Origin of the sequence: Kitasatospora sp. NPDC051702, from assembly GCF_040681575.1 — a bacterium.
GTDB lineage: Bacteria > Actinomycetota > Actinomycetes > Streptomycetales > Streptomycetaceae > Kitasatospora.
The window spans coordinates 61,671-88,056 of the sequence record NZ_JBFAZB010000021.1 but is presented as its reverse complement, the minus strand read 5'-3'; the positions used below and the strand labels follow the sequence as shown (position 1 = coordinate 88,056).

General features: G+C 74.0%; 21 protein-coding genes and 1 tRNA gene. 5 read left to right on the top strand and 17 right to left on the bottom strand.

Going from position 1 to position 26,386, the window contains the following annotated elements; all coding sequences use genetic code 11:
* Window positions 1-42: 42 nt before the first annotated feature.
* On the bottom strand, window positions 43-834 hold the full coding sequence (locus AB0N04_RS19325; protein ID WP_360222363.1) for a methyltransferase domain-containing protein: 792 nt from the start codon (window positions 832-834) through the stop codon (window positions 43-45).
* Window positions 835-945: 111 nt separating this feature from the next.
* Between AB0N04_RS19325 and AB0N04_RS19320 the strand changes: the two genes are divergently transcribed.
* Entirely contained in the window at window positions 946-1,443 is a 498-nt protein-coding gene (locus AB0N04_RS19320) for a MarR family transcriptional regulator (RefSeq protein ID WP_360222360.1), read from the top strand.
* 97 nt (window positions 1,444-1,540) lie between these two features.
* Here the strand turns inward: AB0N04_RS19320 and AB0N04_RS19315 are convergent, their stop codons facing one another.
* The 5 genes from AB0N04_RS19315 to AB0N04_RS19295 all read right to left on the bottom strand — a co-directional run bounded on the left by AB0N04_RS19315 (window position 1,541) and on the right by AB0N04_RS19295 (window position 5,749).
* Window positions 1,541-2,506, bottom strand: coding sequence for a response regulator transcription factor (locus AB0N04_RS19315; RefSeq protein ID WP_360222357.1), 966 nt, complete (start codon window positions 2,504-2,506; stop codon window positions 1,541-1,543).
* A gap of 324 nt (window positions 2,507-2,830) precedes the next feature.
* A complete protein-coding gene (gene galE / locus AB0N04_RS19310) occupies window positions 2,831-3,793 on the bottom strand; it encodes a UDP-glucose 4-epimerase GalE (protein WP_360222354.1) in 963 nt (320 codons plus the stop codon).
* Between the two features lie 256 nt (window positions 3,794-4,049).
* Window positions 4,050-4,718 (bottom strand): response regulator transcription factor, encoded by a 669-nt coding sequence (locus AB0N04_RS19305; protein WP_360222351.1) that lies wholly within the window; start codon window positions 4,716-4,718, stop codon window positions 4,050-4,052.
* A gap of 169 nt (window positions 4,719-4,887) precedes the next feature.
* Window positions 4,888-4,963 (bottom strand) — tRNA-Thr (locus tag AB0N04_RS19300).
* Window positions 4,964-5,278: 315 nt separating this feature from the next.
* A complete protein-coding gene (locus AB0N04_RS19295; RefSeq protein ID WP_360222348.1) occupies window positions 5,279-5,749 on the bottom strand; it encodes a helix-turn-helix domain-containing protein in 471 nt (156 codons plus the stop codon).
* Window positions 5,750-5,949: 200 nt separating this feature from the next.
* On the opposite strand from AB0N04_RS19295, the gene AB0N04_RS19290 reads away from it, so the two are divergent.
* Window positions 5,950-6,546: a flavodoxin family protein gene (locus AB0N04_RS19290; protein WP_360222346.1), complete on the top strand. Its 597-nt coding sequence runs from the start codon at window positions 5,950-5,952 to the stop codon at window positions 6,544-6,546.
* Window positions 6,547-6,668: 122 nt separating this feature from the next.
* On the opposite strand, the gene AB0N04_RS19285 is transcribed toward AB0N04_RS19290, so the two are convergent.
* The 4 genes from AB0N04_RS19285 to AB0N04_RS19270 all read right to left on the bottom strand — a co-directional run bounded on the left by AB0N04_RS19285 (window position 6,669) and on the right by AB0N04_RS19270 (window position 11,826).
* Window positions 6,669-8,003, bottom strand: a complete 1,335-nt coding sequence (locus AB0N04_RS19285; RefSeq protein WP_363364854.1) for an MFS transporter — start codon at window positions 8,001-8,003, stop codon at window positions 6,669-6,671.
* Window positions 8,004-8,180: 177 nt separating this feature from the next.
* Window positions 8,181-9,497, bottom strand: a complete 1,317-nt coding sequence (locus AB0N04_RS19280; protein ID WP_360213623.1) for a S8 family serine peptidase — start codon at window positions 9,495-9,497, stop codon at window positions 8,181-8,183.
* 99 nt (window positions 9,498-9,596) lie between these two features.
* A complete protein-coding gene (locus AB0N04_RS19275) occupies window positions 9,597-11,303 on the bottom strand; it encodes a hypothetical protein (protein ID WP_360213621.1) in 1,707 nt (568 codons plus the stop codon).
* Window positions 11,304-11,346: 43 nt separating this feature from the next.
* Window positions 11,347-11,826 (bottom strand): hypothetical protein, encoded by a 480-nt coding sequence (locus tag AB0N04_RS19270; RefSeq protein ID WP_360213619.1) that lies wholly within the window; start codon window positions 11,824-11,826, stop codon window positions 11,347-11,349.
* Window positions 11,827-12,234: 408 nt separating this feature from the next.
* On the opposite strand from AB0N04_RS19270, the gene AB0N04_RS19265 reads away from it, so the two are divergent.
* Window positions 12,235-14,154, top strand: a complete 1,920-nt coding sequence (locus AB0N04_RS19265; protein ID WP_360213617.1) for an FUSC family protein — start codon at window positions 12,235-12,237, stop codon at window positions 14,152-14,154.
* Window positions 14,155-14,200: 46 nt separating this feature from the next.
* Here AB0N04_RS19265 and AB0N04_RS19260 read toward each other — a convergent pair whose 3' ends face one another.
* The 7 genes from AB0N04_RS19260 to rsmI form a co-directional block, all read right to left on the bottom strand.
* Complete coding sequence (locus AB0N04_RS19260) at window positions 14,201-16,018, bottom strand: ABC-F family ATP-binding cassette domain-containing protein (protein WP_360213615.1); 1,818 nt, start codon at window positions 16,016-16,018, stop codon at window positions 14,201-14,203.
* A 285-nt stretch (window positions 16,019-16,303) separates the two neighbouring features.
* On the bottom strand, window positions 16,304-17,221 hold the full coding sequence (locus AB0N04_RS19255) for a 4-(cytidine 5'-diphospho)-2-C-methyl-D-erythritol kinase (protein ID WP_360213613.1): 918 nt from the start codon (window positions 17,219-17,221) through the stop codon (window positions 16,304-16,306).
* Window positions 17,218-18,099 (bottom strand): 16S rRNA (adenine(1518)-N(6)/adenine(1519)-N(6))-dimethyltransferase RsmA, encoded by an 882-nt coding sequence (gene rsmA / locus AB0N04_RS19250; protein ID WP_360213611.1) that lies wholly within the window; start codon window positions 18,097-18,099, stop codon window positions 17,218-17,220. Before rsmA ends, AB0N04_RS19255 begins: the two co-directional genes overlap by 4 nt.
* 70 nt (window positions 18,100-18,169) lie before the next feature.
* Window positions 18,170-19,045 carry a TatD family hydrolase gene (locus AB0N04_RS19245; protein WP_360213609.1) on the bottom strand — a complete coding sequence of 292 codons (876 nt, stop codon included), beginning with the start codon at window positions 19,043-19,045 and terminating at the stop codon, window positions 18,170-18,172.
* Window positions 19,045-20,667: a methionine--tRNA ligase gene (metG, locus tag AB0N04_RS19240; RefSeq protein WP_360213607.1), complete on the bottom strand. Its 1,623-nt coding sequence runs from the start codon at window positions 20,665-20,667 to the stop codon at window positions 19,045-19,047. Before metG ends, AB0N04_RS19245 begins: the two co-directional genes overlap by 1 nt.
* Window positions 20,668-20,814: 147 nt before the next feature.
* Window positions 20,815-21,240, bottom strand: a complete 426-nt coding sequence (locus AB0N04_RS19235) for a hypothetical protein (protein WP_360213605.1) — start codon at window positions 21,238-21,240, stop codon at window positions 20,815-20,817.
* Window positions 21,241-21,540: 300 nt separating this feature from the next.
* Window positions 21,541-22,434 (bottom strand): 16S rRNA (cytidine(1402)-2'-O)-methyltransferase, encoded by an 894-nt coding sequence (rsmI, locus tag AB0N04_RS19230; RefSeq protein ID WP_360213603.1) that lies wholly within the window; start codon window positions 22,432-22,434, stop codon window positions 21,541-21,543.
* 106 nt (window positions 22,435-22,540) lie between these two features.
* On the opposite strand from rsmI, the gene AB0N04_RS19225 reads away from it, so the two are divergent.
* Window positions 22,541-24,364 carry a phospholipid carrier-dependent glycosyltransferase gene (locus tag AB0N04_RS19225; RefSeq protein WP_360213601.1) on the top strand — a complete coding sequence of 608 codons (1,824 nt, stop codon included), beginning with the start codon at window positions 22,541-22,543 and terminating at the stop codon, window positions 24,362-24,364.
* A gap of 194 nt (window positions 24,365-24,558) precedes the next feature.
* Window positions 24,559-26,328, top strand: a complete 1,770-nt coding sequence (locus AB0N04_RS19220; RefSeq protein ID WP_360213599.1) for a penicillin-binding transpeptidase domain-containing protein — start codon at window positions 24,559-24,561, stop codon at window positions 26,326-26,328.
* Window positions 26,329-26,386: the final 58 nt, after the last annotated feature.

Genomic DNA, 26,386 nt, shown 5'->3' with positions numbered 1-26,386 from the left:
CGGCGTCCCGGTGCTCGGCGCCGCCCCCTCAGCGCCGCCCCCTCAGCGCCGCACCCCGACCGCGAAGATCCGCCGGAACGGGAAGACGGTGCCGTGCGGTCCGGCCGGATAGGCCTCGCGCAGCAGCGCCCCGTACTCGGCCAGGAAGGCGGCCCGGCGGGCCGGGTCGGTGAGCACGGAGAGCACGGGGCGCAGGGCGCTGCCCTTGACCCAGTCGAGGACGGGGTCCGGTCCGGGCAGCAGGGTCAGGTAGGTGGTCTCCCAGACGTCCGGGAGGCAGTCGGCGGCGGCGAGGGCGTCCAGGTACCGCCCGGGCGGGTGGACCCCGGCCCGGACGGCCCCGTCGCCGAGGGCGTCCTGCCAGCGGGGGCTGCGGCGGAGCTCGGCGAGCAGCGTGTGACTGGGGGCGTCGAAGTTGCCGGGGACCTGCAGCGCGACGGCGCCGCCGGGGCACAGGGCGGCGGCCCAGCGGCCGACCAGCCCGAGGTGTCCGTCGATCCACTGCAGGGTGGCGTTGGAGACGATCAGGTCGGGTGCGGCCGGGGCCGGGTCGTAGTGGCGGGCGTCGGCGAGCAGGTAGTCGGCGGTGGGTTCACCGTCGGCGCGGGCGGCGGCCAGCATCTCGGCGGAGCTGTCCAGGCCGGTGAGCCGGGCGTGCGGCCAGCGTTCGCGCAGGACGGCGGTGGAGTTGCCGGGTCCGCAGCCGATGTCCAGGACGACAGGGTCGTCATGGTTCGGGAGGGCGGGGACGCGGGCGAGCAGGTCGCGCAGCGGGCGGGTGCGTTCGTCGGCGAAGCGCAGGTACTGCGCCGGGTCCCAGACGGGGGTGGTCATGGTTCACCTCGCAGGTATCTCGACATCAAGATATCTCGGAGCCAGTGTGTCGGCACATTTCTCGATGTCAAGAGACTTCACATCGACACATCCACCGATACACTGATCGTCATGGAGGACGAGGTCGACAGGCTGGTCGCAGCGTGGCGCCGGGAGCGCCCCGACCTCGACGTGGAGCCGCTGGAGGTGCTCAGCCGGGTCAGCCGGCTCGCCCGCCACCTCGACCGCGCCCGCCGCACCGCCTTCGCCGAGCACGGGCTGGAGCCCTGGGAGTTCGACGTCCTGACCGCCCTGCGGCGCGCCGGATCCCCCTACCAGCTCTCCCCCGGCCAACTGCTCACCCAGACCCTGGTCACCTCCGGCACCATGACCAACCGGATCGACCGCCTCACCGGCAAGGGCCTGGTCAAGCGCCTGCCCGACCCGGACGACCGGCGCGGCGTCCTGGTCCGCCTCACCGACGACGGCCGCGACCGCGCCGACCAGGCGCTCGCCGGACTCCTCGCGCACGAGCGCGAACTCCTCGCCCAGCTCACCTCCGGCCAGCAGGGCGAACTCGCGGCCCTACTGCGGCAGCTGGTCGCACCGTTCGACAACATCCCGGGCTAGCCCGACCCCCGGGGCCGCCCCCACGCCCCCTGCGCTGATGCCGGTCGCCCGTCGCCGTTCGCCCGTCGTCCGTCACCCGTCACCCGTCGCCCGGGCCTCAGGGCCGGTCCACCGAGGACGCCACCGACGGCGGCGCGGGCGCAGCCGGCTCCGCGGGGCTCACCCCCGCCCGGCGGGCCACCGCCACCGCGGCCAGCGTGGAGTGCACCCCGAGCTTGCCCAGTACGTTCTGCATGTGGGTCCGGACGGTGTGCGGCGACAGGTAGAGCCGCTCGGCGACGGCCTGCCGGCCCAGACCGGCGACCATGCAGCGCAGGATCTGCTTCTCCCGCGGGGTGAGGGTGTCCACCAGCCGCTCGCTCTCGGTGCGGTCGCGCCGGGCGGTGGTCAGCTCCCGGATCACCCCGGTCAGCAGCGCGGGCGGCAGGTGGGTCTCGTCCCGCAGCACCCCACGTACCACCGCGAGCAGCCGGGCCAGCGAACTCTCCTTGGCCACCCAGCCGGTGGCGCCCGCGTGCAGGGCCCGGGCGGCCCGGTGCGGGTCGTCCGCGACGGCGAGCACCACGGCGCGCAGGCCGGGGTGCGCGCGGCGCAGCCGGGCCAGCAGGGTGATGCCGTCGGGCGGCGGGGCGGCGGACCGGAGCTGGTCCCCGCGGTGGGCGTCGAGCGCACGCACCTCCGCCCCGCGTAGGTCCGTTCCCCGCAGGTCCGTTCCCCGCGGATCCCGGCCGCGGGCGTCCGGGCGCAGCAGGTCCACCGGCGGCGTGGCCGGGCGGCGCGACGGCGGGACGACCGGGGCCGGCCGGCGCCGGGCCGCCTCGGCCGGGTCCGGTCCGGGGCGCCGTCGGACACCGGACGCCGCCCCCTCGCTGCCCAGGTCGGCGTCGATCAGCACCACCTCGAAGGCCCGCCCCTCGGCGGCGGCGCGCTCCAGCGCCCGCTCGGCGGCCGCCGCACTGCCGGCGGCCCCCACCTCCACGTCGGGCTCGGCGGCGAGCGCCGCGGCCAGTGCCTCGGCGAAGATCCGGTGGTCGTCGACCACCAGGACGCGGATCCGCCCCATCGTCCCTACCCCCCTGCTCAGACCGGCCGAGCCCGGGGGCGGGGACCGGTCCGGCGCCCGCGCTCCGGGTCCTCGCTCCGCCCGCCCACCGGTGACCGGTGCAGCCGAAAAGGGCGCCGGCCCCCACCGGTACCGCATTCAGCGTACGGGCCGGGAATCCCCCTCGTGGCGGTTCGGTGAAGTTTCGTCAGGAGGTGCGTGCGCGGCGCGCAGCGCACCGCACACGCCCGGGGGCGCGGCCGCAGGAGGCCGCGACGTCCCCGGACGCACCGCGGCGCCGCCCCCGGAACGTCCGGGAACGGCGCCGCGCGGCCGGGCTCCGGCCTACTGGCCGTTCTTCGCCAGGGTGAACGTCCAGGCGTCCGAGACGATGTCGTCCAGGTTCGGGCGGCGCGGCGTCCAGCCCAGGGCCTCGTGGGCGCGGGCGGCCGAGGCCACCAGCACCGCCGGGTCGCCGGCCCGGCGGGCGGCCACCTGCACCGGGATCTCGCGGCCGGTGACGCGCTTGACCGACTCGATCACCTCGCGCACCGAGAAGCCGCTGCCGTTGCCCAGGTTGCAGATCAGGTGCTCGCCCGGCTTGGCGGCGTCCAGCGCGAGCAGGTGCGCGTCGGCCAGGTCCGCGACGTGGATGTAGTCGCGGATGCAGGTGCCGTCCGGGGTCGGGTAGTCGTCGCCGTACACCGCGATGTGCGGGCGCTGGCCGAGCGCCGCCTGGAAGACCAGCGGGATCAGGTGCGACTCGGGGTCGTGCCGCTCGCCGTAGGCACCGTACGCGCCGGCCACGTTGAAGTAGCGCAGCGAGACGGCGGCCAGGCCGTGCGCGACGGCCTCGCTGGTGATCATGTGGTCCATGGCGAGCTTGGTGGCGCCGTAGGTGTTGGTCGGCGAGGTCCGGGCGGTCTCGGCGATCGGCACGACCTCCGGCTCGCCGTAGACGGCGGCGGTGGAGGAGAACACCAGCTTGCGCACACCCGCCTCGCGCATCGCGGTGACCAGCTCCAGCGAACCGGCGACGTTGTTGCGCCAGTACTTCTCCGGGTCCACGACCGACTCGCCCACCTGCGAGGAGGCGGCGAAGTGCAGCACCCCGTCGAAGGAGCCGTCCAGCACCTTGCCGGCGTCCTGGATCCGACCCTCGACGAACTCGGCACCGGCCGGGACGCCCTCGCGGAAACCGGTGGAGAGGTCGTCCAGGACGGTCACCTGGTGCCCCGCCTCCAGCAGGTGGGCGGCCACCACGCTGCCGACGTATCCGGCGCCACCCGTGACCAGGTACTTACTCATGATGGGACCTCCAGCGGGCGATGGCCCCGCGCGATCGGCGGCGGCCATCGATGACGTGCGTACGACTGGGGCTATTCTCCCTGCCCGCCGGGGGTGCTCCGGACCACGCGGGCCGGCCCGCTCCCGACGGCCCGCCGGCCGCTCCCCCGCCGATGCCGACACGGCCCCGGTGCCGCGCCTGCGCCGCCCCCGCACCGCCCGGAGCCGGCCCCTCGTCGACCCTGTGCGACCCGGTCCGGCCGCGACGGCCGTCGGCTCAGCCCGCCGCCATCCGATCCAGCAGCCCGGTGCGGGCCGCCACCGCGGCCGCCTCCAGCCTGGTCCGCGCACCGAGCTTCATCAGCACCCGCTGGACGTGCGTCCGGGCGGTGCTCGCGGCGATCCGCATCCCGGCGGCGATCGCCGCGGTGTCCTCGCCGTCCGCGATCCGCGCCAGCACCTGCACCTCACGGCGGGTCAGCAGGCGCAGCAGCCGCACCGCCTCGTCGTCCGGTTCGGCGGCCGGCCGCAGCAGTTGGTCGAAGGCCCCGCGCAGCACGTCCACGGCCACCGCGGCCTCGCCCGCCCGGGCCCGGCCGATCGCCCGCTCGACCACCTCGATGCGCTCGTCACTGGGCACGTAGCCCGCCGCCCCGGCCGCGAACGCGCCCGCCACGCCGCGCAGTTCACCCACCGGCCCGAGCACGATCACGGCCACCTCCGGGCGCTCCCGGCGGATCCGCCGCAGCCCGTCGAAGGCACCCGGCTCGCCGGGCGAGGCCACGCCCAGCAGGCACACCTCCGGCCGCCGCCCGGCCACCAGATCGGCGGCGACACCGGCCGGGCAGCCGACCGCGAGCACCCGGTGCCCGCGCAACGAGAGTGCCGTCGCCAGCGCCTCGGCCAGCAGCCGGTGGTCGTCGACCACCACGAGTCGAACGCCCATGACGCCCTCCCGGTCAGGGACCGGCTCGCGCCCGCACCCCTCCGGCGGGCGGCCGATGACGCACCATCACAGCGCATTCCGTACCCGACCCGCTAGGCCACGGCGCGTCGCGGGTGCGGCGGGCCCGGGGAACGCGAAAGACCCCCGCCGTCAGGCGAGGGTCTTTCAGTGGAGCCCCCATGCGGAATCGAACCGCAGACCTTCTCCTTACCATGGAGACGCTCTACCGACTGAGCTATAGGGGCTTGCCGGGTTTTCACCGGGCCGGTCGAACAAGGAAGACATTACACGGCTGGCGACCGGAAAGGGAAATCGGCCCTGCGCGGCCGTCCGGGACAACGCCACCCGCCCCACGGACGCTCCACGGACGCCCCACGGACCGCCGCGAACCGCCGCTCCGGGTGGGCGTGGAGGCCTCCCCGGACGCTCGCGGCCGGGCCTCGGTGCGCGCACCGACGCCGGACGCCGGACGCCGAATGCCGAGCGCCGAGCGCCGAGCGCCGGACGCCGCCGACGGGACGGACCGGGATCGGGATCGGGATCGGGATCGGGCGGCGGGGTCAGGAGTCGGCGTGCCCGAGGTCGAACTCCTCGCGGGCCTCGAGCATCCGCCCGGTGCGCCGCTCCGTCCACCGGCCGATCGGGGCCAGCAGCTCGGCGAGCTCGCGGCCGAGCGGCAGCAGGTCGTAGACCACCCGCGGCGGCGTCTCCGGGAAGACCGTGCGGCGCACAAGGCCACTGCGCTCCAGGGTGCGCAGCGACTGGGTGAGCATCTTGCGGCTGACCCCGCCGATCCCGCGCTGGAGCTCCGAGAAGCGCTGCGGCCCGCAGGCGGAGAGGCTCATCAGGATCAGCATCGACCACTTGTCGGCCAGCTCCGCGAACATCCCTCGGCTGGGACAGAGCTGGGCGAAGACGTCGAGCTCCTGCCCCTGCGGCTGCGCCCGCTCCTCCTCCGGCCCTCGCCCGTCGCCCCGCGCCTGGCCCTGCTCCGCGCCGGCCGCTGCCCGGACCGCTTCCTCCGTCGTCATGTGGTCCAGGGTAGCGCCGCGGTCTCCAATCCACCCTTGGTAACCAATGGAGACTTGGTCTATATTGGAGACCGCAAGACGGACCGGGCCACGGGGCGCACACCCGCCCCCGGCCCGTACCCGGTCACGCCCTCCCGCGGCGCCGGGCCCGCCCGCACCCGTTCCGTCCCCCCGTTCCGCCTTCCCACAGGAGTGCCCGCATGACCGCCATCCGCCCGACCGTCGCCCTCGCCTACCACTCCGGCTACGGCCACACCGCCGTCATCGCCGAAGCCGTCGCCCGCGGCGCGGCCGCCGGCGGCGCCGAGGTCGTCACGATCGCCGTCGACACCATCACCGACGAGCAGTGGGCCCAGCTCGACGCCGCGGACGCGATCGTCTTCGGATCCCCCACCTACATGGGCACCGCCTCCGGCGCGTTCCACGTCTTCGCCGAGGCCAGCAGCAAGCGCTGGTTCTCCGACGCCTGGCGGGACAAGGTCTCCGCGGGCTTCACCAACTCGGCCTCCAAGAGCGGCGACAAGGCCGGCACCCTGTTCTTCTTCCAGACCCTCGCCGCCCAGCACGGCATGAACTGGGTCAACCTGGGCCTCAAGCCCGGCTGGAACGCCACCACCGCCAGCGAGAACGACCTCAACCGCCTCGGCTTCTTCAACGGCGCCGCCGCCTCGACCCCCTCCGACGCCGGCCCGGAGGCCGTGCACAAGGCCGACATCGCCACCGCCGAGCACCTCGGTGAGCGCGTCGCCAAGCACACCGCCGTCGTCCTCGCCGGTCGCGCCGCCCTGGCCGCCTGACCTGCCGCGTGGAACGACGACCTCCGCGTGGGGTGACCTCGGCCTCGGGGTGATCTCCGCGTGGGGTGACCTCCCTCGGGGGTGACCTCCCTCGGGGGCGGCCGACCGCCCCGCCGTACGGCCTACGCCGCCGGGTCCGTCCCCAGGACGGGCACCCGGCGGCGTCCGCCGTCCACCGCCCCGAGTTCCGCACCACCCGTCTCCGGCAGCAGCCGCAGACACCCCAGCGCCACCGCGGCCAGCCCCGCCAGGTACCAGCCGACCGGCTGCGCCGTCCCGTACGCCTCGGTCAGCCTCGTCGCCACCAGCGGCGTCGTCGCACCGCCCACCACGCCGCCCAGGTTGTACGTCAGCGCCGCGCCCGTGTACCGCACCCGCGTCGGGAACAGCTCCGGCAGGAACGCCGCGACCGGCCCCATCAGACACCCCAGCACCACCAGCGCCCCCGCCAGCGCCACGAACATCAGCGGCCGGCGAACCGTCTCCACCAGCGGGAACAGCAGCAGCGACCACCCCGCCGCCAGGGCCGTCGCCCAGCACAGCGTCCGCCGCCGGCCCCACCCGTCACTGCGCGAGGCGCTCACCCACACCGTCGCACCCATCCCCACCGCGCCCACCAGCAACATCGACAGCACCACCGTGCTCGCCACCCCCAACCCGGTCGCCGCGTACGCCAGGGCGTACGTCGTCGTCAGGTAGAACAGCGCGTAGCCCACCGTGATCGCCCCCGCCCCCAGCACCACCGTGCGCCAGTGACCGCGCACCACCTCCACCACCGGCGCCCGCTCCCGCGGCTCGTCCGCCCGGAACAGCGGCGTCTCCTCCAGCCGCAACCGCACGAACAGCCCCACCGCCACCAGCCCCAGCGACGCCAGGAACGGCACCCGCCAGCCCCACGCTCGGAACGCCCGCTCGTCCAGGGCCAGTTGGAGCGCCAGGAACACCCCGTTCGCCAACACGAACCCGGCCGTCGGCCCCAACTGCAGGAACGCCCCGAACCGCCCCCGCCGCCCCGCCGGCGCGTTCTCCGCGATCAGCAGCGCCGCCCCGCCCCACTCCCCGCCCAGCCCCACGCCCTGGCACACCCGCAACAGCACCAGCGCCACCGGCGCCCACCAGCCCCACGACCCGAAACCCGGCAACAGGCCCACCAGCGCCGTCGACAACCCCATCAGCAGCAGGGACACCACCAACGTCGCCCGCCGGCCCACCCGGTCCCCGAAGTGCCCGAACACCACCGCCCCCAGCGGTCGTGCCAGGAAGGCCACCGCGTACACCGAGAACGCCGCCAACAGCGCCCCCACCCCGCCCAGTCCTGGAAAGAACACCGGCCCGAAGACGAGCGCCGCGGCCGTTCCGTACAGGAAGAAGTCGTAGAACTCGATCGCCGTCCCGATCAGCGCCGCAGCCGCCGCCCGCCGCAACTGCCCTGCCCGCCCGCCATCCTCCGCATCCATACCACCACCCTCACCAGCCACCACCCCCACCCACCAGCCCCCACCCGAGTGACCACGGCGCACACCCCGGCACCGCACGCCACCCCGGCTCACACCACGCCCGCCCCCGCGGAAACACCACCGTCCGGCCGCCGCACCACCCCCGACGACCGGACGGACCACCCCACCCCTCAGGCCCTACCGGCCCCCGTCCGACCCGGCGGCCGCCCTACGCCGCCGCACCACGACGAACACCACACCGGCCACCAGCACCAGCCCGGCCACCACGGCGGCCACGACCGGCAGCGTGCTTCCGGAGCCACCCGACGCGTCCACGGCCTTCGGCTCCGACGTGGGCACCGGAGTGGGCGCCGCCGCAGGCGCGTTGCCCGCGCTCGGGGCAGCAGCCGAAGCGGACGCCCCCGGGGCCGTGGCGGACGGAGTCACCGAGGGAGTCGGTGCGGCCGACGGCGCGGCGGTCGCAGCCGGGACCGGGGACACGTCCGCCGGACCCGGGTCCCCGGGGTCCGTCAGCGCGATCCGCGGACGCACCGTGCCGTAACCGACGTCGACACTGTGCACCGACCCGTCAGTCGGCTTGCCCGCCGTATTGATCAGCACCCGCAGAACCTGATTCGCCGTCCAGTCCTTGTGCACCGACCAGACCAGAGCCGCCGACGCCGAGACCAGGGCCGACGCATCAGAGGTCCCGTGGGTCTTGCAGTAACCCGTAGACGAAGTACAGGCACCGGCCATGTCCACCCCGGGCGCGGCGAGCACGACCTGCGGTCCCTGCTCGGACTCGTCCGTCGCAACGACGTCACGACCCACCGCCCCGACACCGACGACACCGGGCAGCGCACCCGGGTACTCGACCGGATTCCCCTTCTGCGCCTCGTTCCCGACGCTGGAAACCACCAGCACGCCCTTCGCCCTCGCGGCCGCGATGGTGCTGGTAAGTCTGGTCACGTTCGCCGACGACGAGAGCGCGGCATCCATGCCCTGCGAGATGTTGACGACCTTGGCACCCTGGTCAACGGCGTAGGCGACGGCCTGCCCGATCTGGTCGAGGAAGTCGGCCGAGACGAGCGTTCCGACGGACCCGTTATTGATCTTCAGCGGGAGGATCTTCACACCCGGAGCGAGCCCCTGGGCACCCGTTCCTCCCATCCCGCTGCCGGTACCCGCGATGAGGCTGGCAATCCCCGTCCCGTGCCCATCTCCGAAGGAACCCACTCCACCAGGGCTTCCACTGAAATCCTTCCCCGGTAGGAACTGCCCCGCCAGGTCCGGATGGTCCAGCTTGAACCCACCATCGATCACCGCAACGGTTATCCCCTGGCCCCTGGAGATCTTCCACATCTCGGGAGCGTGCATGGCGTCCAGATGCCACTGCTGCTGTCGAATGGTGTCCTCGGCCATTGCCGGCGCTGCGACTGGACCGACCACGATTCCCGCAACCGCAAGTGCCGTCGCGAAGATCCGCCCGCCCCTTCGCGTGTCCATCCGCCCCATCACAGCTCCTCGTCACTTCCCCGTTGATCGGGAACCGCGCCCCGAACAGGTCTGCCCGGCCACTGGGCGACACCCAGTGGCCGGGCAGACCTCACCGTCCTACTCAACCACGTTCGGGTTACTCTGCGGCGTACCGCTGGTCCAGGTCTCCTCGTCCTCGAGGAGGTAATCAGCCCGCTTGCGGCGGTCGCGCCCGCTCTTGCCCGCATGACCGGACGAGCCCGGCGCCATCATGCCGTTCTGGCCGGCCCGGGCCTCGCCCTCGGCGGCCCCTGCTGCTGCCGCCCGACGCAGGCCCGTACCACCCGGCGTGAACTCGCCTCCGGGGGTCGGCCCCTTGCGGCCGCCGACCGTCCCGCCACCGGTCGAGGTGAGACCCCGGCCGCGCGAACCGCCAGCCGCCCCACCACCACCGCCGTGACCGCCCATGCCCGGGTGCATGCCACCCATCCCGCCCGTGCCGCCGGCCGTCCCGCCCCGGCCCGCCTGGGCCTCACGGGCGCCGAAGACCGTTCCACTGGGCAGACCAGGGGTGCCGGACTTCCCCGGCACGGTGCCACCGCCGAAGGGCACGGTGCGCCCCGGGACCGAACCGCCGCTCGTGCCGGGGATCGAACCCCCGCCACGGCCGGGGATCGAACCCCCGCTCCTGCCCGGAATCGAGCCGCCCCCGCTTCCGACGGGGAACCCGGGGACCGGCCCGCCCCCGGGGAAGCTGGGGTATCCGGCCGTTCCGCCGCCAGGTCCACCCGGGTAACCCGTGGTGCCCCGCAGGACGTCCGGAGGCAGACTGCCGCCTCCGACCGGGCTCACCGGACCGGTCTGACCCGGCAGGGTGGGAGCCGGCGGCAGACTGTCCAGACCGGTGCCCGTCCGGTCGATCGGGCCCGACGGCACCGTGGGCGGCGTCGTGGAACCCGGGTCGTGCGCGGGAGGCGGCACGTGCCCGCCACCGGACGGCGGGATCGGATCGACGTGTCCCGGTGTCCCCGACCCTCCCGAACCCGAGCCCGAACCCGGCGGGTGGGGGGCCACCGTGCCTCCGCCGCCGTAGCTGCCACCGGACGGGCTGGAGCTGCCGCCGACGCTGCCACCGCTCCTGGCTGAGCTGCGAACGCTGCCCCCGGAACCGACGTAGCCGCCGCCACCACCCGAAATCGTCGTGCCCTCGGACTTGTTGCTGGTCGTATCCGGCGTCCCCGGCAGCACCACGTCCTTGAGCCCGGTCAGCGTCTGGGTCGCCGCGTCGTACGCCTGCCCCAGCTTCTCCATCTGGTGGATGGCTTCCTGGTGCGCCAGGTAGACGCGCTGGGCGGCGGCCTGGGCGTCGGCCTCGCTCACCCAGTTCTTGTTGACGCTCTTCATGGCCGCGTCGACGGTCGCGGTGGTGGGGTCCGGGCTCCTGAGGGCGGCGATGTTGAGCGCAGCCTGGGTCGGACTCCCCTGTCCCGTCCGCGCGCTGACCGTCTTGACGTCGTGGTCCGGCACGCCCGGCACCGCCGCCTTGGCGGTGCTGAGCGCCTCGCCCGCCTGGTGCATGGCGTCACCGGCGGACTTGGAGTAGTCGCTGAGCAGCCCGGCGGACTGCTGCAGGTTGCCGACCCAGGTCTTGAAGTTCTCGGCGGCCGGGCCTTCCCAGTGGATGTTCTCGGCGTGCGACTTGAGCGCGCTGCTGAGGTCCCGCAGGACGCGGGCGGCCGACTGCAGCATCGTGCCGCGGCTCAGCACCTTGGAGGGGTCGGTGCTGTCGACCATCTTCCTGAGCTGCGCGTGGTCGATGAGTTCGAAATTCGTTCCGCCTGCCACTACCTTCTCCCCGTTTCCCCGTGAACGCCTTGGACGACCGCCATCAGAGGTCGCCGCCACCGACCCGCTTCGGCGCCGGCCCGTTCGGGCCGGCCGCCGGCGTGGCGACGCCCGCGTTCTTCGCGACAGCCTTCTGGGCGGCCGTGGTGTCGTCCTCGTTGGTCGCGTAGTTGCCCGCCGTCTGCGACACCGCGGTCTTCATGGCGTCGATCTGCGACACGAAGTCCTTGTGCAGCTTGACGAGCTGGGTGTGCACCTTGTCGTAGGCGGACGTCAGGGCGGTCGCCTCGGCGAACTCCGAGCTCGCGAAGTTGCCGCCGGTCAGCGTCTGTTCCTGGAGCTTGTAGGGCGCCGCCGCCGAGCCGTCCATGGCCTGGAGCAGTGCCTCCACCTTGTTCGCGAACGTGACGAGCGTGTCCAGTTCGACCTTGACGTCCTGCTTGCCGAACGCGGACACCAGGTCGCCGGCACTGCTGTACGTCTGCCCGGAGCTCACCGTGGGGCCGACCCACACGTTGCTCAACGTGTACGGATCGACCGTCGTGGCCGGATCCGGCTTGGTTCCCGGTCCCGGTGGAACCTCTCCTGCCATGGCAGTTCACCTCTTCCCCCGTACGGACGCCGGTCCGGGTAACTCCCGGGCCGCCGTGCCGCAACACGCCGTCAACTTCTCGGTCGTACAGTCCTGGTCGGATCCCGTCCGCCCTGGGGACGGATTCCGCCTCCGCAATCGTAGCCACCGCCCCTGTCGGCCCGGCAGGGCCCTTGGTGGGCGCGTGCGCGATCGGTACGAACCTGACACGTGCGGCCCGGCGGCCGGGCGCGCGGGCCCCCGGATAGACTGGCGCTGCCCGGTTGGACCGGGTAACGCCCCATCTGCCGCGCAATGTCGCACAGCAGCGACCCCCGGCCGCAGAACGGACGTGACCGCATGCCCCTGCCCCCGGACGAGCCCTGGTGGGCCCGCGCCGCGCGACCGTCCCGCCCGCCGTTGCCGCTGGCCCTGATGGTGCGGGCCGCGATCGGCATGCTGCTGCCGCTGACCGTGGGTCTGCTGACGCACCGACTGGACCTCGGGGTGTTCGCCGCCCTGGGCGCGATGCACGCGACGATGAACGACCGGGTCGAGCCGGCCGGGCTGCGGCTGTCCCGGATCGCCTCCGCCGTGTCGGCGTCGGCGCTGGGCATGCTGGTCGGCACCGCCGTGCAGCACGCGGGTGTCCCGGCGGTGGGGCTGGGCGCGGCGCTGACGGTGACGGCGTTCGTCTCGGGTGCGCTGAGCGCGACCGGTCCGCGCGGTTCGGCCGCGGGGATGCTGCTGCTGGTGTCGGCGGCGCTGGGCAGCGGCATGCCGCTGCCGCACCCCTGGTGGGCGGCGGCGCCGATGATGCTGGCGGGGGCCGGGTTCGTGCTGGTGCTGGGGCTGCCGACGGGTGTGCCGCGCCGCCCGGCGGCCGATCCGCGCGTTCGGGCGCTGGCCGCCGTGTACGAGGCGCTGGGCCGTACGCTCGCCGATCTGGGGACGCCGCAGGGCGCGGGCTCGCGCCAGGTGCTGACGGCCCGCCTGAACCAGCTGCAGGACCTGCTCCCGCATGCCGGTGGAAGCCCGCATGCCGGCGGGAACCCGCGTACCGGCGGGAGCCCGCGCGCGGCCGGACTGCGCCGGACGTACGAGGCGGCGCTGGCCGCGACGGAGGCGGCGACGGGCCTGTTGTGGGCGTGGCGGCCGGTGCCGCCGGAGGTGGCCGCGGTGCCGGGGCTGCTGGCGGAGGCGGTCCGGCGGGGCGGCGGCGAGGTGGCCGTGCCGGACTGGCGGCCGGACACGCCGTCCCGGCAGGCCCTGGACGCGGCGCTGCGCGCGGCGGCCGGGGCGGTGGCGGGCCGGGACGCGGCGGTCGGCACGGCGCCGGCGCCGCCGGCCGACCCGTGGCGGCTGCGGGTGCGGCTGCTGTCGCGCGGTTCGGTGCGGTACGGGCTGCGGGTGGCGTTGTGCATCGCGGTGGGTTCGGCGGTGACGGCCAGCTATCCGCTGAGCAAGAGCTACTGGCTGCCGATGACGATCGCGTTCGTGTTGAAGCCGGATCTCGGGTCGGTGTTCCTGCGTGCGGTGAGCCGCGCGGTCGGCACCGTGCTGGGGGTGGTGGTGACGGCGGCCGTGGTGTCGCTGACCACGGACGCGTGGGCGCTGACGGTGATCGCGGCGGCGTGCGTGGCGCTGCTGCCGTACGCGACGGCGGCGCACTACGGCTTGAACACCGTCGCGATGACGCCGATGGCGCTGGTCCTGCTGCAGTTGGGCGGGCAGAGCAGTGCGGCGGAGTTCTGGCCGCGGGTGCTGGACACGGTGCTGGCCAGCGCGGTGGTGCTGCTCTTCGGCTGCCTGTTGTGGCCGGATCGGCCGCGGCACCGGATCGAGCCCCGCCTGGTGGACGCGGCGGCCGCGCTGCGGGCCTATCTGGACGCGGTGACGGGGGACGCCGGCCGGGCCGAGGTGTGGCTGCGCCGCCGGGCGTACCGGGCGCTGGCGGACGCCCGGCAGGAGGTGCGGCAGGGGCTGGTCGAGCCGCCGCCGACCGGGCGGCTGGCGGAGCGGTGGCTGCCGGCGACGGCGGCGCTGGAGCGGCTGGGCGGGGCGGTGGCGGCGTTCGCGGCGCAGATCCGTTACGGCGGCCGGGTGCCGGATCCGGTGGAGGTGGCCCGGGTCCGCCGGGCACTGGACGAGCTGACCGCGGCCGCCCGGGCGCACCGCCCGCCGACGGGTGCGGCGCCCCGCCCGACGCGGCCGCACGACCCGGCGCGCAGTGCGCTGGGCCGTGCGGCGGACGAGCTGGAGGTCCTGCTGGGCGCCTGAGCCGGGCACCGGACGGGCCCCGGCCCGGGCACCCCAACCCGGAAGGTCAGACCTGCTCGGCCAGCTCCAGCCAGGTCATCTCCAGCTCCTCCTTCTCGTCCCGGACGGCGCGCAGCTGCCCGTCCAGTTCGGCCACCTTGGAGAAGTCGGCGGCGTGCTCGGCGAGTTGGGCGTGCAGCTTGGACTCCTTCTCGTCCAGCTTGGCGATCTGCCGCTCCAGCTTCTGCATCTCCTTCTTCGCGGCCCGCAGGTCGCCGCCGGAGAGGCCGGGCGCGGCTGCCTCGACGGGGGCGGGGACGGCGGCCGCAGCCGCGGCGGCCGCGGCCTCGGCCATCCGGGCGCGCCGCTCGAGGTACTCGTCGACGCCGTTGGGCAGCATCCGCATCCTCTTGTCGCCGAGCAGCGCGTGGGTGACGTCCGTGGTGCGCTCGATGAAGAAGCGGTCGTGGCTGATGACGATCATCGAGCCGGGCCAGCCGTCGAGGAGGTCCTCCAGCTGATTGAGGGTCTCGATGTCGAGGTCGTTGGTCGGCTCGTCGAGGAACAGCACGTTGGGCTCGTCCATGAGCAGGCGCAGCAGCTGGAGCCGGCGCCGCTCACCGCCGGAGAGGTCGCCGACGGGCGTCCACTGCTTGTCCTTGCCGAAGCCGAACTGCTCGCAGAGCTGACCGGCGCTCATCTCGCGGCCCTTGCCGAGGTCGACGCGCGAGCGGACCTGCTCGACGGCCTGGAGCACCCGGGTGGCCGGGTCCAGTTCGACGACCTCCTGCGAGAGGTAGGCGAGCCGGACGGTCTTGCCGACCTTGATCACGCCGGAGTCGGGCTGGACGTCGCCCTCGGAGGCGTAGGCATCGCGCAGGGCGCGCAGCAGCGAGGTCTTGCCGGCGCCGTTGACGCCGAGCAGGCCGATCCGGTCGCCGGGGCCGAGCTGCCAGGTGAGGTTCTCCAGCAGCAGCTTGGGGCCGGCCTTCACCGTGACGCCCTCGAGCTCGAAGACGGTGCGGCCCAGCCGGGCGTTGGCGAACTTCATCAGCTCGGACTTGTCGCGCGGCTCGGGGACGTCGGCGATCAGGGCGTTGGCGGCCTCGATGCGGTAGCGCGGCTTGGAGGTGCGGGCGGGGGCGCCGCGGCGCAGCCAGGCGAGCTCCTTGCGGGCGAGGTTCTGGCGCTTCTGCTCCTCGACGGCCTCGATGCGGGAGCGCTCGGCGCGGGCGAAGACGTAGTCGGAGTAGCCGCCCTCGTACTCGTGGACGGTGCCGTGCTGGACGTCCCACATGCGGGTGCAGACCTGGTCGAGGAACCAGCGGTCGTGGGTGACGCAGACGAGCCCGGAGCGGCGCTTCTGGAGGTGCTGGGCGAGCCAGTTGATGCCCTCGACGTCGAGGTGGTTGGTGGGCTCGTCGAGGACGATCAGGTCGGGCGAGCCGAGGAGCAGCTTGGCGAGGGCGATCCGGCGGCGCTCGCCGCCGGAGAGCGGGCCGATGACGGTGTCCAGTCCGTCGGCGAAGCCGGGCAGGTCGAGGCCGCCGAAGAGGCCCTCGATGATGTCGCGGATGCGGGCGTCGCCGAGCCACTCGTGGTCGGCCCGGTCGGCGATGACCTCGTGCCGGATGGTGGCCTTCGGGTCGAGCGAGTCGTGCTGTGTGAGGACGGCCAGCTGGAGTCCGCCGGAGTGGGTGATGCGGCCGCTGTCGGGCTCCTCCAGCTTGGCGAGCATCCGGATCAGGGTGGTCTTGCCGTCCCCGTTGCGTCCGACGACGCCGATCCGGTCTCCCTCGCTGACGCCGAGGCTGACCCCGTCGAGAAGGGCCCGGGTGCCGTAGACCTTCGTGACGGACTCGATGGTGGCGAGGTTGACGGCCACGTGTGCTGCGCTCCTGGGTTCGGCGGGGTCGGGGCGGTCCGCCGTTCGTGGCCGGGTGCCCCTGTCGGGGACGCCCCGATCTCCCCAGCCTAATGGGCGCGCCCGCGGGTCCACGTCGGGCTGCTCCCGGGGGCGGTCCCGGACCCGGCACGAACCCGCCCCGGCCCCACCCGGACCCGGCACGAACCCCGCCGACAGCCCCGGCCCCGCCCGGACCCCGCCGAACAGCACCGGCCCCCGGCCCCCGCCGGTCCGCCGGTCCGCCGGTCCGCCGGTCCGCCGCCCCTACGCCACCGGCGCCGCGCCCGGCACCGGCCCGTACGTGGCGTGGGCGGTGCGGCAGGTGCCGGAGGCCCGCAGCGCCTCCGCGACGGCGGCGGCCGCGTCGGCGTCCTTGACGAGGAACGCGCAGGTCGGCCCGGAGCCGGAGACGAGGGCGCCGATGGCCCCGGCCTCGGTGCCGGCCTTCAGGGTGTCGGCGAGCCCGGGCCGCAGCGAGACGGCGGCGGGCTGGAGGTCGTTGGCGAGCGCGGCGGCCAGGGCGACGGCGTCGCCGCCGGCGAGGGCGGCGAGCAGGGCCGGGTCGGCCTCGGGCACCGGGACGTCGGTGTCGCTGGAGCCGGTCCCGGCCTCCTCGCGGAGCCGGTCGCACTCGCGGAAGACGGCGGGCGTCGACAGGCCGCCGTCGGCGACCGCGAAGACCCAGTGGAAGGTGCCGTCGACGGCGAGCGGCTGCAGGATCTCGCCGCGGCCGCGACCCAGCGCGACGCCGCCGAGCAGGGCGAACGGCACGTCGGAGCCGAGTTCGGCGGCGAGCTCCAGGAGCGTGTCGAGCGGGGTGTCGAGCTGCCAGAGCGCGTCGCAGGCGACCAGTGCGGCGGCGCCGTCGGCGCTGCCCCCGGCCATGCCGCCGGCGACCGGGATGGCCTTGGCGATGTGCAGGTGCACGCCGGGGTCGGCGATGCCGTGGTGGGCGGCGAGCAGCCGGGCGGCGCGGGCGGCGAGGTTGCTGTCGTCGAGCGGGACGGCGTGCGCGTCGGGCCCGGAGCAGGTCAGCGTGACGCCGTCCCCCGGGGTGGCGGTGACCTCGTCGCCGAGGGCGACCGCGAAGAAGACGTTGGCCAGCTCGTGGAAGCCGTCGGTGCGCAGTCCGCCCACCCCGAGCTGGACGTTGACCTTGGCCGGGACGCGTACGGTGATCACTCGGTGTCCGCCTTCGGCTTGTGTTCGGCGATGGCGGCGAACTGCTCGACCGTCAGCATCTCGCCGCGCAGCTTGGGGTCGATCCCGGCGGCCGTGAGGGCCTGCTCTGCCCCGGCGGCGGAGCCGGCCCAGCCGGACAGCGCGGCGCGCAGGGTCTTGCGCCGCTGGGCGAACGCGGCGTCGACGACGGCGAACACCTCCCGGCGGCTGGCGGTGGTCCTCGGCGGCTCCCGGCGGATGAGCGAGACGAGCCCGGAGTCGACGTTGGGGGCGGGCCAGAACACGTTGCGCCCGATGGCGCCGGCCCGCTTCACGTCGGCGTACCAGTTGGCCTTGACCGACGGGACGCCGTACACCTTGTTGCCGGGCTTGGCGGCGAGCCGGTCGGCGACCTCGCTCTGCACCATGACCAGCGTGCGCTCGATGCTGGGGAAGGTCGCCAGCATGTGCAGCAGGACGGGCACGGCCACGTTGTACGGCAGGTTGGCGACCAGCGCGGTGGGCGCCGGTCCGGGGAGCTCGGTGACCTCCATGGCGTCGCTGAACACCAGGTCGAAGGCGTCGGCCTTGCCGGGCATCCGGGCGGCGACGGTGTCGGGGAGGTGCCGGGCGAGCACCGGGTCGATCTCGACCGCGGTCACGTGCCGGGCGACCTCCAGCAGCGCCAGGGTCAGCGAGCCGAGTCCGGGCCCGACCTCGACGACCGCGTCCTCCTCGGTCACCCCGCCGGCCCGGACGATCCGCCGCACGGTGTTGCCGTCGATGACGAAGTTCTGCCCGCGCTGCTTGGTCGGCTTGACGCCGAAGGCGGCGGCCAGCTCGCGGATGTCGGCGGCGCCCAGCAGGTGGCTGTCAGGGGTGGGGTCGGTGGTGCTCACGCGCCAAGGATACGGGCGCGGGGCGGGCCGCCCGGACGCGCCGGACGGACCCGGCGGCCGGGCGGCCGGCTCAGTAGCCGAACGCCCGGGCCGTGTTGGCGGCGATGGCGGTCGCCAGTTCGTCCTCGTGCAGGCCCAGTGTCGCGGCCATGGACCGCACCGTGACCGGGATGAGGTACGGGGCGTTGGGGCGGCCGCGGTAGGGGTGCGGGGTGAGGAAGGGCGCGTCGGTCTCGACCAGGATCCGGTCGAGGGGGGTGGCGGCGAGGGCCTCGCGCAGCGGCTGGTTGGCCTTGAAGGTGACCGGGCCGGCGAAGGACAGGTACCAGCCGTGTTCGGCGCAGACCTCGGCCATCGCGGCGTCGCCGGAGTAGCAGTGGAAGACGGTCCGCTCGGGCGCGCCCTCGGCGAGCAGGACGGCGATGACGTCCTCGTGGGCGTCGCGGTCGTGGATGACGAGGGCCTTGTCGTGCCGCTTGGCCATCTCGATGTGGCGGCGGAACGACTCCTTCTGGATCTCCACGCCCTCGGGCCCGGTGCGGAAGTAGTCGAGGCCGGTCTCGCCGACGGCGCGGACCTGCGGGAGGGCCGCGAGCCGGTCGATCTCGGCGAGGGCCTCGTCGAGGGCGGCGGCGCCGCCGGCGGGGCGCTGCTGCCCGGACCAGCCGTCGGGGTCGCCGAGGAAGATCCTCGGCGCCTCGTTGGGGTGCAGCGCGACGGCGGCGTGCACCTGCTCGAACTGGGCCGCCAGCTCGGCGGCCCAGCGCGAGCCGGGCACGTCGCAGCCCACCTGGACGACCGTGGTGACCCCGACGGAGGCCGCCCGGGCCAGCCCTTCGGCCGGCGTGCCGGACTGCATGTCGAGGTGGGTGTGCGAGTCGGCCACCGCCACCGCCAGGGGTTGCGGCAGGGGCGGCGGCGTGGCGCGGTCGTCCTTGGGGGCCATCAGGAGGCGGGCTTCTCTTCGAGGCGCGGGAACAGGATGTCGCCCTTGGTGACGGTGGCGCCGACGGGCAGCCGGCCCCAGTCCGCCGCGGTGGCGACGGTCTGCGCCGCGAGCGCGCCGAGGCCCGCGTCGGCGGCGCCCAGCGAGGCCCACAGCTTCTCGGCGGTGGACGGCATCACCGGGTTGAGCAGGACGGCGGTGCCGCGCAGCGACTCGGCGGCGGTGTAGAGGATGGTCGCGAGGCGGGCCCGGCCCTCCTCGGAGTCGTCCTTGGCGACCTTCCAGGGCGCCTGCTCGGTGAGGTAGCCGTTGACCTGCTTGACGAACTCGAAGATCGCCGCGAGGCCGCCGGCGAAGTCCAGCTCCTCGCCGATCTTCCGGTCTGCGGCGGCGACGGCCGTGGCCAGGCCCTGGGCGACGGCCTGCTCGGCCTCGCCCGCGGCGGTGGCGGCCGGCAGCTTCCCGTCGAAGTACTTGCCGACCATCGCGGCGACCCGGGAGGCCAGGTTGCCGAAGTCGTTGGCGAGCTCGGAGGTGTACCGGGCGGTGAAGTCCTCCCAGGAGAACGAGCCGTCGGTGCCGAACGGGATCGCCCGCAGGAAGTAGTAGCGGTAGGCGTCCACGCCGAAGTGCGAGGTGAGGTCGGTGGGCGAGATGCCGGTCAGGTTGGACTTGGACATCTTCTCGCCGCCGACCATCAGCCAGCCGTTGGCGACGACCCGCTTGGGCAGCGGCAGCCCGGCGGCCATCAGCATGGCGGGCCAGATGACGGCGTGGAAGCGGAGGATGTCCTTGCCGACGAGGTGCACGGAGGCGGGCCACAGCTCGGCGAAGCGCTCCGGGTCGCTGCCGTAGCCGGCCGCGGTGATGTAGTTCTGCAGCGCGTCGACCCACACGTAGAGGACGTGCTTCTCGTCCCACGGCAGCGGGACGCCCCAGTTGAAGGTGGAGCGGGAGATCGACAGGTCCTTCAGGTCCTGCTCGACGAAGCGCAGCACCTCGTTGCGGGCCGAGGCCGGCTGGATGAAGTCCGGGTTGGCGGCGTAGAACTCCAGCAGCTTCGGACCGTACGCGGAGAGGCGGAAGAAGTAGTTCTCCTCCTCCAGCCACTCGACCGGGCGCTTGTGGACGGAGCAGAGCTTCTCGTCCGCGGTGGCGCCGTCGAGCAGTTCGGCGGGGAGCTTGAACTCCTCGCAGCCGACGCAGTACGGGCCGGAGTAGCCGCCCTTGTAGATCTCGCCCTTGTCGTACAGGTCCTGGACGAACTCCTGCACGCGGTCGGTGTGCCGCTGCTGGGTGGTGCGGATGAAGTCGTCGTTGGCGATCTCCAGGTGCTCCCAGAGCGGCTTCCACTCCTCCTCGACCAGCTTGTCGCACCACTCCTGGGGGCTGACGCCGTTGGCCTCGGCGGTCCGCATGATCTTCTGACCGTGCTCGTCGGTGCCGGTCAGGTACCACACCTTCTCACCGCGCTGGCGGTGCCAGCGGGTGAGGACGTCGCCCGCCACGGTGGTGTACGCGTGGCCCAGGTGCGGGCGATCGTTGACGTAGTAGATCGGGGTGGAAACGTAGTACGCCGGGGCGTTCGCCCCGGTGGTGCTGTGGTCTGCAGTGGCCGCCATGGTCGGAAAGCTTAGTCGGGCCCGCCCGCACCCTTCGACCGCGTTCCGGCCCGCGGACCGGGGACCGCCGCCCGGCCGGTCCGGCCCGGGGCCGCCCGCCGCGAGCAGTGCGGCGGGCGGCCCCGGATCCGCTCCCGGCGCCCGTGGTCAGCCCATCAGCCGCGACCAGAACCGGGCCCAGCGTCCGCGCGGCTTGTCGGCCGCGGGCTCCGGGGGCGCCCCGGCGGGCTCGGCGTGCGCCGAGTAGCCGGGGGCGTGGTGCCAGGACTGGTCGGCCACGGCGACCCTGCCCTCGCGCATGATCCGGACGGTGTGTCCGCCGCAGCCCGGGCAGGTCGGATTGAGCAGCGGGGACGGCACCCGGACTCCGTTGGCGTGGTACTCGAACACGGGGTGTCCGTCCTTGCCGACGTGGTGCTCGATGTCGTACGCCTGCTCCCAGCCGTACCCGCACCGCAGGCACGCGAAGGAGTACGCCTCCCGCACGGTCTCGACGGGGGTGTGCGGCCTGCCGGCCAGGCCGGGGGCGCTCAGCGCGTTGCCACCGAGGGGGCTACCGATCATCTCGCTCATAGCCGTCTCCCAGCGCCCGCCGGGCGCTCGCCCGGCTGGGTCTTTCCATTCCAGGAAATGCCCGGACCGCCCCGGCCGATGCCCTGCTTGTGAAGACTTGGACGCGGGTTGGGAACTCCTATACGAAAGGCCTGGTCCGTTCCGAAAACCACGACGGAATCTTCAGCTCCACTGGCGTTTACCGGGGCCTTCACTCAAAGGTACGACTCCCCGGGAGTCACGCAACCCCCGGAATTCACCCCTTTTCCAGGGCGCCCCGGGCCGGGCCTCCCGGCCCCGGGGGCCCCGCCCGTCCGACGCCTACCTCCCGGCCCCGCCGCCGCCCCCGGCCGCGGTCCCGGCCGCTCCCCTGGCCTCGTTCTTCGCGGCCACCACCGCGTCGAACACCTCCCGCTTGGGCAGTGCCAGCTCGGCCGCCACCGCGGCGATGGCCTCCTTGCGGCGCTCCCCCGCCTCCTCCCGGACGGCCACCAGCCGGGCGAGTTCGGCCGGGGTGAGGTCCTGCGGCGCGGCCGGCGGCGCGCCGGCGACCACGACGGTGATCTCGCCCTTGACGCCGTCGGCCGCCCAGGCCGCCAGCTCGGCGAGCGGTCCGCGCTTGACCTCCTCGTAGGTCTTGGTGAGCTCGCGGCAGACGGCGGCGGGCCGGTCGGCGCCGAAGGCCTCGGCCATCGCGGCGAGCGCCTCGGCGATCCGGTGCGGCGCCTCGAAGAACACCATGGTGCGCGGCTCGGCGGCGATCGAGGCGAGCTGGCGGGCCCGGTCGCCGGTCTTGCGGGGCAGGAAGCCCTCGAAGGTGAAGCGGTCGACGGGCAGGCCGGACAGCGCGAGCGCGGTGAGCACGGCGGACGGCCCGGGCACCGCGGTGACCTTGACGTCGGCGGCGACGGCGGCGGCGACCAGCCGGTAGCCGGGGTCTGAGACGGAGGGCATGCCGGCGTCGGTGACCAGCAGCACCCGGGCACCGCCGAGCAGTGCCTCCACCAGTTCGGGGGTGCGGCCGACCTCGTTGCCCTCGAAGTAGGACACCACCCGCCCGGCCGGGGTCACCCCCAGGGCCTGGGTGAGCCGGCGCAGCCGACGGGTGTCCTCGGCCGCGATCACGTCGGCCGCGGCCAGTTCGGTGAGCAGCCGGGGCGGGGCGTCCGAGACGTCGCCGATGGGGGTGCCTGCGAGAACGAGTACTCCTGTCACGGCCCCCATCCTTGCAGCTGCCGCCGCCCGGGGGCTTTTGGTGACGATTCGGGCAGCTTCCGAGGGAGCGGACACGCGTACGAAGAGCGCCCCTACGATGTGGCGGATGAACGGCGACACGGCGGCCAGGACGCCCACCGGTACGGACCACACCGCGCAGGACGGCGGCGACGTGGCCGGCCCGCCCTCCCCGGTCGCCCCGCCGTCCCCCGTCGTCCCGGCCCCCAGACCGGCCGAGCCGGCCCCGGGGAGCTGGCGGGAGCGGTTGGCCCGGTACGGCTACGCCGCCCGCCCGACGGCCCCGCTGACCGAGCGCCTGGTGCCGCCGATGCCGGACGGCCCCGGGGTCACCTCGACCCCGGCGCCGCCCTCGCCGCTGCTGCAGCGCCTGGGCGTCTCCGTGGCCCCGGGCCTGTGGACCTTCCTGTGCCGCTGGGCCGGCTGGCTGGGCCCGCTGGCGGTGGCGCTGTTCGCCGGTGTGCTGCGCTTCACGAACCTCGGCCAGCCGCACGCGATCATCTTCGACGAGACCTACTACGCCAAGGACGCCTACGCGCTCTGGCACGGCGGCTACGAGATCAACTGGCCGGACGGCGCCAACGACCAGATCATGACGCCGGGCGCGGCCGTCCCGTACCGGGCGATGGCCTCGTACGTGGTGCACCCGCCGGTGGGCAAGTGGATCATCGGTGCGGGCGAGGTGCTGTTCGGGATGAACCCGTTCGGCTGGCGGTTCGCGGTGGCCCTGCTCGGCACCCTGTCGGTGCTGATGCTCGCCCGGATCGCCCGCCGGATGTTCCGGTCGACCCTGCTGGGCTGCGTGGCCGGCCTGCTGCTCTCGGTGGACGGCCTGCACCTGGTGCTCAGCCGCGCCGCGCTGCTGGACCTGGTGGTGATGTTCTGGATCCTCGCCGCCTTCGGCTTCCTGCTGCTGGACCGCGACCGCACCCGGGCCCGGCTGGCGGAACGCCTCGGCGGGGTGCCGGACGCGCTGCTGGCGCAGCGGGTGAACCTGGGCTGGCGCCCGTACCGGATCGCCGCCGGCGTCTGCGTCGGCCTGACCTGCGCCACCAAGTGGAGCGGCCTGTACGTGGCGGCGGCCTTCGGCGTGATGACGGTGCTCTGGGACGTCGGCGCCCGCCGGCTGGCCGGGGCCCCGCGCCCCCACCTCGCGGCGCTCACCCGGGACGTGCTGCCGGCCTTCGTGTCGATCGTGGTGGTGTCGCTGGCCGTCTACGTCGCGTCCTGGTGGGGCTGGTTCGCCAGCAGCAACGCGCCCGGGCAGGGCGGCTGGGGCCGCGACTGGGCGGTGGGCCGGTCCACCGACTACCCGTGGATACCCGAGGGGCTGCGCGCCCTGTGGCACTACCACTCGACGGTGTACGACTTCCACACCCACCTGAGCGACCCGCACACCTACCAGTCGAACCCGTGGTCCTGGCTGGTGCTGGGCCGGCCGGTCTCCTTCTTCTACGAGTCCCCCAAGCAGGGCCAGAGCGGCTGCACGGCCGCCGAGTGCGCCCGCGAGGTGCTGGGCATCGGCACCCCGCTGCTGTGGTGGGCGGCCGTGGTGGCGCTGGTGTACTGCCTGTGGCGCTGGGCGGCGCGGCGGGACTGGCGGGCCGGTGCGCTGCTGTGCGGCCTGGCCGCCGGCTACCTGCCGTGGTTCGCCTACCAGCAGCGGACGATCTTCCTGTTCTACGCGGTGGTGTTCGTCCCGTTCCTGGTGCTCGCGGTGACCATGCTGGTCGGGGCGCTGATCGGGCCGGCCGGCGCCTCGCGGGACCGCCGGATCATCGGTTCCACCGCGGCGGGGCTGCTGGTGCTGCTGATCATGTGGAACTTCCTGTTCTTCTTCCCGCTGTTCACCGGGCAGACGATCCCGATGCAGGAGTGGCGCCAGCGGATGTGGTTCACCAGCTGGATCTGACGCCCGGGCCCGGGTCCGCGCACACCGGACACCCGCGAACCGTCCGTATGCGGTGCACGACACGTACCAGATCCGTCACAACTCCCGGGCGTTTCGTCGGCGCACCGATCGGCGCTGCCTAGGGTGGGGGGCGAACCGCGTTTCCGGCCCCGGTCGGTTGCGCCCGGCCGCGAGACCCTTGGGGGAGCAGCACCATGCGCAGAGGCGCGAAGATCGGCATCATCACCGGCGTGTCCGTCGCCGTGCTGGCGGGCGGGGGCTACGGGGCGTACAGCCTGGTGGGCGGCTCGGGCTCCGGGTCCTCCTCGGACAAGAAGCCCCGCACGGTGGTCGCCGAGCCGCCCTCGGCCGAGCAGGCGGCGAACGGTGCCAAGGACTTCCTCGCGGCCTGGGCGGCCGGCGACCTGGACAAGGCCGCCTCGCTGACCGACGACCCGGCCGCGGCCACCACCGCGCTGACCGCCTTCCGCGACCAGGTCAAGCCGAGCGGGCTGACCCTGAGCCCGGCCGGCCCGGCCACCCCGCAGGCCTTCGCCGCGGCCACCGGGACGCCCTCCCCGGCCGCCAAGCCGTCCGCGGGCGCCTCGGCCACCCCGTCGGCGGGCGCGACCCCCGGCGCCACGGACTCGCCGTCCGCCGCCGCCTCCCCCGCGCCGACCGGCGTGCTGATGGGGTACAAGGCCCGCGCCGAGTTCGCCGGGACCAACCGGGTCTGGGACTACAACGGCTTCCTGAGCGTCGTGAAGATGAGCGACGACACCCCGGCCGTGCACTGGGCGCCGACGGTGATCCACCCGCACCTGTCCGGCAACGAGACGATCGCCACCCAGCAGGTCTTCGCGCCGCCGTCCAACGCGGTGGACCGCAACGGCAAGGCGCTGCAGGGCGCCTCGCTCACCCCGGCGCTGCTGGCCACCCTGCAGGACAACGCCCACAAGCTGGTGCCGGACCCGAACAAGGACCAGGACGCGGGCAGCGCGGTGGTGATCAGCGACCCGTCCGGCAAGACCGCCAACGACAAACTGTTCACCATCGTCGAGCCGAAGCCCGGCAAGCCGTTCAAGGTGACCATCGACAACGCCATCCAGGCCGCGGCCGAGAAGGCGATGACGGACCTCGGCGGCAAGTCCGGGTCGATCGTCGCGATCGAGCCGAGCACCGGTCAGGTGCTGGCCTTCGCCAACGCGCCCGCCAGCGGCCAGAACCGGGCCTTCACCGGGCTGCTCGCACCGGGTTCGACGATGAAGATCGTCACCTCCGCGGCGCTGCTGGAGGCCGGGGTCAACCCGGACACCGTGGTCGCCTGTCCGGAGAAGAGCAGCAACGCGGTCGCCGTCCCGAACTCGTTCCCGGGCGCCTTCCCGAACAACACGCTGCAGCAGGACTTCATGATGTCCTGCAACACGGCCTTCATCAACCAGGGCCTGACCAGCCTGAAGCCCGACACGCTGTCCGGCACCGCCAAGGACCTCTTCGGCATCGGCCTGGAGTGGAAGACCGGCCTGCCGAACGCCGACGGCAAGGTGCCCTCGCCGGGCTCCAACAAGGACGAGCAGGCGATGAACTACATCGGCCAGGGCAAGGTCCAGATGAACCCGCTGGCCATCGCCTCGATCACCGCCACGGTGCAGAGCGGCGAGTTCAAGCAGCCGATCCTGGTCGCCGACCTGCCGCAGCAGAAGGCCGCCCGCCCGCTCTCCGCGGACGTCGACGGCAAGCTGAAGGCGATGATGGCCGCGACCGCCCAGGGCGGCACCGCCAAGGACGTGATGGCCGGCATCACCGACAACGCCGGCGCCAAGACCGGCTCGGCCGAGGTCGCCGGGGCGACCGTCACCAACAGCTGGTTCACCGCCTACCGCGGCAACATCGCGGTCGCCGCCGAGGTGCAGGGCGGCGGGCACGGCGTGGACGCGGCCGGCCCGGCCGTCGCTTCCCTCCTGAAGGCCGCCGGCACCCGCTGACGCCTCCCGGCTCGGGGCGGGCGAACACCACCCCGCCTCGAGCCCCTCCTCCCGCGAG